8 protein-coding genes, 1 pseudogene and 1 riboswitch are annotated in these 10,227 nt (G+C 40.2%); of the genes and pseudogenes, 6 read left to right on the top strand and 3 right to left on the bottom strand.

The annotated features are described in order from the left end of the window. The 5 genes and pseudogenes from IEX12_RS22195 to IEX12_RS22175 all read left to right on the top strand — a co-directional run bounded on the left by IEX12_RS22195 (position 1) and on the right by IEX12_RS22175 (position 5,349). A complete protein-coding gene (locus IEX12_RS22195) occupies positions 1–1,038 on the top strand; it encodes a permease (RefSeq protein WP_286171346.1) in 1,038 nt (345 codons plus the stop codon). After that, entirely contained in the window at positions 1,035–1,946 is a 912-nt protein-coding gene (locus IEX12_RS22190; protein ID WP_155554475.1) for a TIGR03943 family putative permease subunit, read from the top strand. The genes IEX12_RS22195 and IEX12_RS22190 overlap by 4 nt, the downstream gene beginning before the upstream one ends. A gap of 345 nt (positions 1,947–2,291) precedes the next feature. Next, a complete protein-coding gene (locus IEX12_RS22185) occupies positions 2,292–3,461 on the top strand; it encodes a pyridoxal phosphate-dependent aminotransferase (protein WP_155554476.1) in 1,170 nt (389 codons plus the stop codon). Between the two features lie 75 nt (positions 3,462–3,536). Then, positions 3,537–4,649: a mandelate racemase/muconate lactonizing enzyme family protein gene (locus IEX12_RS22180; protein ID WP_155554477.1), complete on the top strand. Its 1,113-nt coding sequence runs from the start codon at positions 3,537–3,539 to the stop codon at positions 4,647–4,649. After that, positions 4,646–5,349 (top strand): annotated as a pseudogene (locus IEX12_RS22175) (N-acetyltransferase). The gene IEX12_RS22180 and the pseudogene IEX12_RS22175 overlap by 4 nt, the downstream one beginning before the upstream one ends. A 51-nt stretch (positions 5,350–5,400) precedes the next feature. Further along, positions 5,401–5,500: riboswitch (purine riboswitch) on the bottom strand. Between the two features lie 257 nt (positions 5,501–5,757). On the opposite strand, the gene IEX12_RS22170 reads toward IEX12_RS22175, so the two are convergent. The 3 genes from IEX12_RS22170 to IEX12_RS22160 form a co-directional block, all read right to left on the bottom strand. Next, positions 5,758–7,209 (bottom strand): carbon starvation CstA family protein, encoded by a 1,452-nt coding sequence (locus tag IEX12_RS22170; protein ID WP_155554478.1) that lies wholly within the window; start codon positions 7,207–7,209, stop codon positions 5,758–5,760. Between the two features lie 144 nt (positions 7,210–7,353). Then, complete coding sequence (locus IEX12_RS22165) at positions 7,354–8,079, bottom strand: LytR/AlgR family response regulator transcription factor (RefSeq protein ID WP_088052800.1); 726 nt, start codon at positions 8,077–8,079, stop codon at positions 7,354–7,356. Between the two features lie 4 nt (positions 8,080–8,083). Then, the gene (locus tag IEX12_RS22160) at positions 8,084–9,814 is read right to left on the bottom strand and encodes a sensor histidine kinase (protein ID WP_088052801.1); all 1,731 of its coding nucleotides are present in this window, start codon (positions 9,812–9,814) and stop codon (positions 8,084–8,086) included. A gap of 144 nt (positions 9,815–9,958) precedes the next feature. Between IEX12_RS22160 and IEX12_RS23630 the strand changes: the two genes are divergently transcribed. Beyond that, positions 9,959–10,165: a hypothetical protein gene (locus IEX12_RS23630; RefSeq protein ID WP_088052802.1), complete on the top strand. Its 207-nt coding sequence runs from the start codon at positions 9,959–9,961 to the stop codon at positions 10,163–10,165. The last annotated feature ends 62 nt before the right edge of the window (positions 10,166–10,227 follow it).

Below are 10,227 nucleotides of genomic sequence, written 5' to 3'. Positions count from 1 at the left end.
ATGCCGTGCAAAGCATACATTTTAATGATAGAGCGCCTTCTCTTTTTTGGCTATCAAAAAGTACCGCAATTACTACCGAGTATAATTTTACACATACCAATTACCACATTCGGTGAGTCTATAAAATGGATGGTAAACTTGCCTGAATCTGTTTATCAGATGAATATGCTATTTTTGAGTATCTTAATAGAAGCTTTACCGTTTGTCTTAATAGGTGTATTAATTGCGGGAATTATACAAGTGTTTGTAACAGATGAACATATCAGAAGGTGGATTCCCAAAAATAGATTTATGGCGGTAACGATGAGTTGTGTTGTCGGTGCGTGCTTTCCAGCCTGTGAATGCGGGATTGTCCCAATTGTTAGAAGACTAGTAGCAAAAGGAGTGCCGATTTATGCCGGTATTGGGTTCTTGCTTACAGGCCCATTAATTAATCCAATCGTCATCATCTCGACCTATATGGCGTTTGGGAACGATGTGGAAATAGCATTATTGCGGATGATTATAGGATTCCTAATCGCGATGATTATTGCGATTATTGTCAGTTTGCTGGTTAAAGGAGATCAGTTAAAAATTTCCGCTCGTAGTGTACAGAGGGATGGAAGCAGTTCTGGAATATGGAACAAAATAGGGCATATGTTTATGCATTCAATTGATGAATTTTTTGATATAGGAAAGTATCTTTTTATTGGCGCGGCATTAGCGGCATTTGTTCAAACATACATATCTTCTGCTGATTTGGTATCGATGGGGAATAGTGTTGCTTCCTCAACCGCAATAATGATGGGGCTGGCCTATATCTTGTCATTATGTTCCGAAGCAGATGCTTTTATTGGAGCTTCTTTCGGGAATTTGTTCCCTGTAACATCAATCCTTGGATTTTTGATTTTTGGACCAATGGTTGATTTAAAAAATACGTTTATGATGCTTAGTGTGTTTAAAACTAAATTTGTGATGGTCTTTGTTTTCCTGGTAGCCGTTATTGTGTTTATCACGTTAATGATATTTCACCAGTTTTATTTGGGAGTGATCGTATGAGGTTCCATTTTCAACAGGCGTTACGGGCAGTTATATTAATGATGTTTACCATTTTTTTAGTTACCTTACATCAATCAGGGGAAATTGAAAAGTACATAAATCCTAAATATGATAGTTTAAGCAAAATGGGAGCCTTATTATTTTTTGTGTTATTTTTATCACAGCTATTCAGGATCTGGTCATCTGCTAAGCAGAAAAGCCATCACCATCATGATCACCATCATCATGATCACGGAGATGGAACGATAAACATGAGAAAAATTATAGCTTACCTGATCATTTGTTTACCATTGCTTACTGGTACCCTGTTGCCAACTACAACTCTGGATGCTTCAATTGCGGAAAAAAAGGGAATGATGCTTTCATTAACAAATCAAGCAAATAATAACATGGAGGAAGGTAATGAAAATTCTTCCGGGACCGCAAGCAATCAAAACGCTTCACCCAATTATCACGAGATTGACCCTAATGTGTATTCCAACACCATTACATCGGAAGCGTATGATAGCCTGATAGAAGAATTAAAAGATACTTCAAAAATAACGATGTCAGACACATTGTATGCAACATACTATAACGAGATCAATAAAGATATTCAGCGTTTCCAGGGGAAGGAAATAACATTAAAAGGATTTGTTTATCGAGAAAATGATTTCTCCCAAAATCAATTGGTTATAGCACGTTTTCTTATAACCCATTGCATAGCCGATGCTGGTGTGATTGGATTTTTGTCAGAATTTGAAGAAGCTATTTCATTACCTGAGGATACATGGATAGAGATAAAAGCAGAAATAAGTATCGGTAATTATAAGGGTAAAGAATTACCTGTCCTCATTGTGAAGGAATGGAAAGAAATAGGTAGCCCGGCACAGCCTTATGTCTATCCTATCAGTATAAAATATGCATAGCTCATATCTATTTACAAAAGTGAACAATCCATGAATTCCTTTTTTCAAGGTGGGACTGTTTCATCTTTCCTACTGGATGAACGAAGAAGTTTAAAGTGCCATTTTTACCGGGCTTTTCGAATAAGCTTTAACAATTAATTTTAACACTAAATAAGACTAAAATATGTAAATAAAGTGTACCCTATAGCGCGCAAGTTGGCCTATAGGGTATTTTATACATGATTTGAAACATTTCCTGTTGAATATTGAAAACAGAAAGGTAGTGTACTACAAAATTCCCTTTACAAACAGTCATATCATCGCTATCATAAATACCAATTACTTACTGGGGGAGTGATGGATACGATGCAGAGATTTGAACAGTCGGAGATGCTGAAGCGGCTGCCGGATCAGTTTTTTGCGAAGCTTGTAAAAAAGGCCCAACAGTTAAAAGATCAAGGGCATGACATTATTAATCTAGGACAAGGAAATCCAGATTTGCCGACACCGGAATATGTAGTACGTGCATTGCAAGAAGCAGCCAAAGATCCTGTCAATCATCAATATTCCCCATTTCAGGGGTTCGATTATCTGAAGCGAGCGGTTGCAACGTTTTATAAAAAGGAATATGAAGTCGATGTTGATCCGAAGCAGGAGGTTGCGATTTTATTTGGGGCAAAGTCTGGACTGGTGAGCCTTAGTCAATGCTTGTTAAATCCAGGTGATATTACATTGCTTCCAAATCCCGGTTATCCGGATTATCTATCAGGGGTTGCAATGGCAAACGCGAACCCTGAGTTTATGCCATTAACCAGTGAAAATAATTTTTTACCTGATTATAAAAAAATAGCAGCAGATACACTGGGGCGGGCGAAACTTATGTTCTTGAATTATCCAAACAACCCCACTGCGGCTACGGCAACAAAAGATTTTTTTGACGAAACGGTTGACCTTGCTAAGCAGTATAATGTTTGTGTTGTCCATGATTTTGCTTACGGTGCGCTTGGGTTTGACCGGAAGCCGCAAAGTTTCTTGCAGTCTGCTGGAGCAAAAGATATTGGTATTGAGATTTATACGCTATCCAAAACATACAATATGGCAGGCTGGCGTGTTGCTTTTGCTGTCGGGAATCGTTCTGTAATCGATTCTATTAATCTGCTTCAGGATCATTTGTATGTCAGTCTGTTTGGTGCCGTGCAAAAGGCAGCAGCGGTAGCATTGACTGCAGATCAGGCCTCGGTAAAGCACTTGCGGAATACATATGCCCAGAGACGGAATCGGTTTATTTCCGGATTGAACCGAATAGGCTGGAAGGTGGATCTACCAAAGGGTACGTTTTTCGCTTGGCTGCCAGTTCCAGATGGCTATACCACCGAAGAATTTGCTGATCTACTGTTGGAACAAGCGCATGTCGTTGTTGCCCCTGGAAATGGCTTCGGCTCACAGGGAGAAGGCTATGTACGTGTTGGCTTGCTGGATTCAGTGGAACGGCTGGATGAAGCAGTTGTGCGGATTGGTGAATTAAAACTATTTTAAAAATATGCTAGAAACCTGTTTGCAAGTGAACAAGCTATTGGTAAAAATGGGAATAGATTGAAGGGAGTACTATTTGTGAAAATTACTGAAGTTGAAATCTATGCCATACAATTACCCTTAAACGAACCATTTGTGATTAGTTATGCAACATTTGACACGATGCCATCAATTATCGTGAAGGTTACTACAGATACTGGTATGGTTGGATACGGGGAAGGGGTGGCCGATGAACATGTGACAGGGGAAAGCTGGGCAAGTACGTTCCACGTTCTCGCCGCAACGCTAGCGCCGGCAATATTAGGAGAGGATCCGGTAAATCTGGAACGCATCCACGATATTATGAACAGAGCGATTTATGCAGTTCCAACGGCAAAAGCAGCGATCGATATTGCTTGTTACGATGTTGTTGGCAAGGCACTGGGTGTTCCAGTGTATGCGCTATTAGGCGGCCGCTATCATGACCGTTTCCCTGTAACACATGTGCTGAGTATTGATGAACCGGAAAAAATGGCTGCTGAAGCGGCAAGACGGGTTGGAGAAGGTTACCGTTCCTTTAAAATGAAAGTTGGCACAAACGTTACGGAAGATGTGAAGCGGATTAAGGCAGTACAGGAACGTGTTAGCGAGGATGTCGCGATTCGTGTCGATGTGAATCAGGGGTGGAAATCGAGTGCAGCAACACTTCAAGCACTCAAAAAGCTCCGCCTTGTTTCATTGGACTGGATCGAACAACCTGTTACAGCCGATGATATCGATGCCTTAGCTGAAGTTAAGTCTAAATCGTCATTACCAGTGATGATTGATGAAGGGATGCGCGGGATTAGGGAAATGCGTGAGGTAATTGCCAAGCGTGCTGCAGATAAAGTTAACATCAAATTAATGAAATGCGGAGGGATATACCCAGCTACAAAACTTGCACACATGGCAGAAATGGCTGGCATCGATTGCCAAATCGGTTCCATGGTCGAATCTTCGGTCGGCTCAGCGGCAGGTTTTCATGTTGCATTTTCCAAAAAAATAATTAGGAGTGTCGAACTGACGGGTCCATTGAAATTTGCCAAAGACATCGGAAGTTTGCACTATGACATCCCTTTTATCCAGTTAACGGAACAACCTGGTTTAGGAGTCAATGTTAATAAAAAAATACTCAATGAACTAACGGTAGATTTCAGGAGGATCAGCCGATGAACAATATCATCAAAGAGGGGACACTTAACAACGGACAAGCCTTTTATGTCCGGTGCTTGATGATGGGTGATCTGCCATTAATTATGAACTTGCAGGAAGTTGTCAAAAACACATTAAAAACGGCAGCTATCCTGAAGCCGCTCAGTCAACAGGAATTTTCATTTATTTTATCAGGTAACGGATCGATGATTGGTATTTTTACCGGTAATGAATTGATCGCCTTTCGCGCGCTGCTGATACCAGAAATTAATGACGAACATTTAGGTGTTGATGCAGGTTTGACAAGAGATGAACTTGCGAAAGTAATCTATTCAGAAGTATCTAACGTCCATCCAACGTATCGCGGAAACGGTTTGCAAACTTTGATGGAAAGACATTATTTGAAAAGGTCGATAGCAGGCGATTCCGCTTTGTATGTGCAACCGTCGCTCCGTTTAACTTCCCGAGCATCAAAGATAAATTAGCGCTTGGCATGGAAATTGTTGCGCTAAAAGAAAAGTATGGAGGGAGATTACGGTACATATTTATGAAGGATTTACAGGCTGCAACATCACGACCAGATACTGAAGAAATTCTGGTCAAAATGGAAGATACAACTGGACAACTAGCCTTTTTAAAAAAAGGGTATCGAGGAATTGCTATAGAGAAAATGGATGAGGAATGGCATGTTCGGTTTTTTCTTTCATTTCCCCCTGAGTAGGATGTTCTTTCTAAAAACAAAAAAGCCATTCGTTTAGAACGGCTTTTTTCATCATGAGGAAGCACCGTCCATAGTGGAGTAATTTAAGGTCACTCCGTAGAAATTCCATCCGTATTACCGAGAATATATAGGGTTGTTATATTTGCGAACAATAATAACACTTTTCGATATAATATTCAACTTTGTACCGTTTATATTAGTTTTTAGTAAGGTGAATTTTCTTTTATCTATCAATATACGAACTTTGAGGGGTGTTAATAACAGGTGCCAAGTATCGGTGAAGTTCACCAGCAACTGACATGCTTTGCTAATTATTTCCCGGGTAATATTTAGCAGGTCTAAAGAAGGAATAATAAAGCAAGCCACTCCTTTTATACGGGAGTGGCATGCTTTAGTTTATAAAAATTATTAAGCTGTCTTCCCCCAATTGGACACATCTTCTTCAAGTTCAATATTTTTATTCTGTGTGTTATTGGCAGCGTAGAAGAAAATACTGATTAGAACGATGGAAATAATGGCGGCCCCTATATAAGACGTTTTTAAAGATAAGCCAAATCCAATACTGGCATTTAAGATATAAGTTGTTGTCGCCATTAGCATAAAAGCTGCTGGGATCAGTGAGACGAAATAGTTTTTCTTTGCAATATAGAGATACATAGAACCGACAAAAAGGGCGATTACTGCTGTTGACTGGTTAGCCCATGAGAAATAGCGCCACAACAATGTGAAATCTATTTGGGTCAATGCAATTGAAATGATGAACAATGGTACAGCAATGACTAACCGACTGGGAATTTTAGTTTGTGAAAACTGAAAGTAATCAGCAATAATCATTCGAGCACTTCGGAATGATGTATCTCCAGATGTGATTGGTAGGACGATAACCCCGAGAATTGCCAGTGTTCCTCCAATTGATCCGAGCATTAATGTTGACGCTTCACTTACGACTGCTGCTGGGCCGCCGTTAGCAAGGATTTCGTTCAAACCATTTGGACCATGGAACAAGCTCATGCCTGCTGCAGCCCAGATCATGGCAATAATACCTTCGGCGATCATCATGCCGTAAAAAATCTTCCGACCGTGTTTCTCACTTTGTGTTGTACGAGAAATGATCGGTGTTTGTGTAGCATGGAATCCAGATAATGCACCACAAGAAATCGTTAGGAATAATAACGGGAATATTGGAGCATTATCTGGGTGCATATTTGTCAGCGTAAGTTCGGGAATTGGTGCCCCGGTAATTACCATCCCAGCTCCGACACCAACCGCACTAATAATTAACAATGCACCAAAGATTGGATAAAAACGTCCAATAATTTTATCGATTGGAAGAAGTGTTGCCAGAATGTAGTAAAGGAAAATGGCACCAATTAAATATCCCATTCCAACCCAACCGTTCATTAAGTTGTGCAATAATTCAGCTGGAGCTGTTACAAATACAGTTCCAGTCAGCAATAATAGCAATATAGTGAAGACGTTTACAACATGCTTCATAAATTTGCCCAAAAATTTCCCGGCAAGTTCAGGAAGGTGTGCACCTCGATTGCGAATCGAGATCATTCCAGTTAAATAATCGTGAACTGCACCTGCAAAAATACAGCCAAGGACAATCCAGATGAAGGCAACCGGACCATAAAGCGCTCCCATAATTGGTCCGAAAATAGGGCCAACTCCAGCGATATTCAATAACTGAATCAATGAATTTTTCGGTGTATTCATTGGTAGATAGTCAACATCATCCCGGCTTGTATAGGCAGGTGTCTTTCTTTCTTCCTTGACCCCGAACATCTTTTCTATAAATTTACCATATGTGAAGTATCCGACTAACAATAAAACAACCCCAAATAAAAATGTGTACATATTCGTTCCCCCTCGTGTAAGCCTTGAATGAATTCGTTTACAATAAGTTTAAGGGAAAATGTCACAAAAAGGCCATTTTTGCCATAACATGTGGAATCTTAAGGATAAGATGTAAAAATCCAAGCTTAACATGTTTAGTTAAAATCATAATTCTAGTCGTTTGCGTAATGTTTTTACATAGTTTCGGCTTACAGATAGTTTTTCATCACTGTCGTCTAGTTCAAGCAGATAGGCGCCATTAAACCAAGGTGTTAACCTGCTGACATAGTTCAGATTAACAAGGTAACTTTTATGTATCCGGAAAAAAGAGTAGGGAGCTAGGCGACTTTCCAGCTCTTTTAATGTTATTTTCACTTGAAATGCATCCTTTTTTGTAACGATTTTCGAAAACTTGTTTTCATGATAAATATAGAGAATTTCTTTTGGAAAAAGGTAATGAATTTCCCCTTCAGATTCAATGGCAAGCTTTCCAAATTTCGTGTCGCCAGATTCTTGAGAGTGAAGAAATTTGTTTTCGATTCGTTGAACGGTTTGTTTCAACTGGTCTTCGTCATATGGTTTTAGTAAATAATCGAGTGCTTCAAGGCGAAATGCCTCTGCTGCAAATTCCGGGTAGGCGGTAGCGAAAATGATGAATGGCACCTTTTTCAGTTTCCTTAATGATTTGGCAGCCTCCATTCCATTGATCTTGGGCATTTCTACATCCAAAAATACAACATCAGGCTGAAGTTGAAGCGCCTTTAAAACTGCATCGGATCCGGAATCTGCTTCGCCTACCACCTGTATGGAAGCAAAATTAGATAGTAAGTGTTTTAACTCGTCCCGAGCGTAACGTTCATCATCTACAATCAGTACTTGGATCTGTTTCATGACTTCACCTTCTCTTGGGTATCTGGAAGGAGACCTTGGTCCCATGCCCATACGAACTGTTAATCTTAATCCCGGCTTTTTCTCCGAATGTCATTACTAGTCGGCGGTTAACATTGTATAATCCTACGCCTGTCCCAGTTTCGGATGTTATTTTTTCTTTGCCTAGTTTAGTAATTCGCTCCGGGGTCATTCCTTTTCCATTGTCTTTTACGGAAATATGTATTGTTTCATTTTCTTCCTGCAGCGAAATGTGGACGACAGCATCCTGTTCCAGATCCTTGATTCCATGTTTAATGGCGTTTTCCACGATTGGCTGTAATGTCAGCGGCGGTAATCTTTGGTTCAGAACATGGCTATCTACATCATATTTTATCTGAAGTCTATCGACAAACCGGGCTTCTTCAATTTCCAAATAGGCCTGTACCTGTTTCAGTTCCTGCTCTAATGACACCATCGTTGTTGTTGTGCTCATAACATTGCTGCGTAAAAAATGGGAAAGTGACACTAACAATTTTCGTGCCTTGTCCGGATTAATTCGGATCAGGGAAATAATAACATTTAATGAATTAAATAAAAAGTGCGGACTGATTTGTGCCTGGAGTGCTTTGATCTCGGCATTTTTGGCTAATTGGTATGCTTGATCAGCCTCCGCAATTTCTAATTGATTACTGAGCAACGAACTTAATCCTGACATGAGCTCAATACTGGCATCTGTCATTTCCTTTTCTGATTTAAAATATAATTTAAGCGTTCCGATTGTTTCCTCACGCTGTTTTAATGGGGCTATAATTGCAGCGCCAAGTGGGCAATCAGCTACGGAACAATGTATGACATCCCCATTTGCAATAAGCAGTTCACCACTTCGGATAGCCTCCTTGGTAATGTCTGTTCGTAATGGACTACCTGCAATGTGATGATCACTGGCCAATCCAACGTGGGCCAAAATAGTTGATTTATTCGTTATCGCGACTGCACCGGGTTGAATTTCACGATATAATATGTCACATACGGCCCGTGCGGATTGATTATTCATCCCTTTTCTTAAATAACCAAGTGTTTGCTCGGCAATACGCAACGTTTTTTGCGCTTGTTGGGCACTTGCCTTTTCTTTTTCGTTCACGACATTTTGAATGATCAGGAGGAAAATCGCCGAACCAATTCCGTTGGCGAGAATCATCGGGATCCCAATAACATCAACAAGTAACAGTGCCTTATCAAATGGTTTTGCTAAAACGAGGATGACTGCCATCTGAAGCGTCTCTGCTAGTGCACCGATCCCAAATGCAACAAGTAGCTTTACATGTTTTCCCTTTTCACGGAATGCCCCTGCAATAAAACCGGAAAGAATTGTTGCAACCCCGCACGCGAATGCAGTAAATCCGCCAAGGTACATGCGATGAATCCCAGCAACAAGGCCGGCTCCAATCCCGACTTTGTAGCCGCCAAGCAGACCAGCAATGACAATACCGATTACCCGGGAATTGGCAATTGCCTCGTCAGAAGCAAGATCAAGTGCAAAACTATTAACACGATGTGTTTCAGTATCAAATGCAACACCGAAATAGGTACCAACGATACCAAATAGGCCAAAGAACAATATTGCGATATACTTCTGGTTTCTGCTAAGCCCGTCGCGGTGTATCATATCCTGGAAAAAGTGAAACCGGGTCAGCAGAAACGCCGCAGTGACAATGATTCCTAATCGTTCAAACATTATAAAGAGCAGTTCCAGCATAAGGTTCGCCTCCTTTTCGTAGGTAGCCTGGTAGATTATCACTATATTAATTTAAAAATGGTGAAAGTTAAAGCGAATCGTATGCTTTGGAGGAGAGCTGTTGTTTTATGCTTAATCTATTGCCTTCATGAATAGGAAAGTAATATGATATATATAATAGAGGAATTTCATTTTCGTTCTTTAAGAGAGATAAAAGTAAAAGGGGATACGGGGATACGTTTCATGATTATTGGATTAACAATCATTTTAATTCTCGTACTATTTTTGCCTTTTACAAAAGTAGTTGAACGGAATTTGGAAGTATTTTTATCTTCCATTGGCGAGAAGACCCCTTCCTCAAGGAATGTATAGGGTGAAACTCAATGAGTAGGTAGGGGATGAATCGCCTCTCCAAGGGAGACTTTTTGAAGTTG

The organism is Lentibacillus populi, assembly GCA_014642895.1.
GTDB lineage: Bacteria > Bacillota > Bacilli > Bacillales > Amphibacillaceae > Lentibacillus_C > Lentibacillus_C populi.
Note: the sequence above shows the minus strand (reverse complement) of the source record. Positions and strands in the feature narration are given on the sequence as shown.

Excerpts from the sequence above, each read along its gene's own strand:
- IEX12_RS22195 (WP_286171346.1), top strand. The coding sequence starts at position 1 with ATGCCGTGCAAAGCATACATTTTAATGATAGAGCGCCTTCTCTTTTTT.
- IEX12_RS22190 (WP_155554475.1), top strand. The coding sequence starts at position 1,035 with ATGAGGTTCCATTTTCAACAGGCGTTACGGGCAGTTATATTAATGATG.
- IEX12_RS22185 (WP_155554476.1), top strand. The coding sequence starts at position 2,292 with ATGCAGAGATTTGAACAGTCGGAGATGCTGAAGCGGCTGCCGGATCAG.
- IEX12_RS22170 (WP_155554478.1), bottom strand. The coding sequence starts at position 7,209 with ATGTACACATTTTTATTTGGGGTTGTTTTATTGTTAGTCGGATACTTC.
- IEX12_RS22165 (WP_088052800.1), bottom strand. The coding sequence starts at position 8,079 with ATGAAACAGATCCAAGTACTGATTGTAGATGATGAACGTTACGCTCGG.
- IEX12_RS22160 (WP_088052801.1), bottom strand. The coding sequence starts at position 9,814 with ATGCTGGAACTGCTCTTTATAATGTTTGAACGATTAGGAATCATTGTC.
- IEX12_RS23630 (WP_088052802.1), top strand. The coding sequence starts at position 9,959 with ATGATATATATAATAGAGGAATTTCATTTTCGTTCTTTAAGAGAGATA.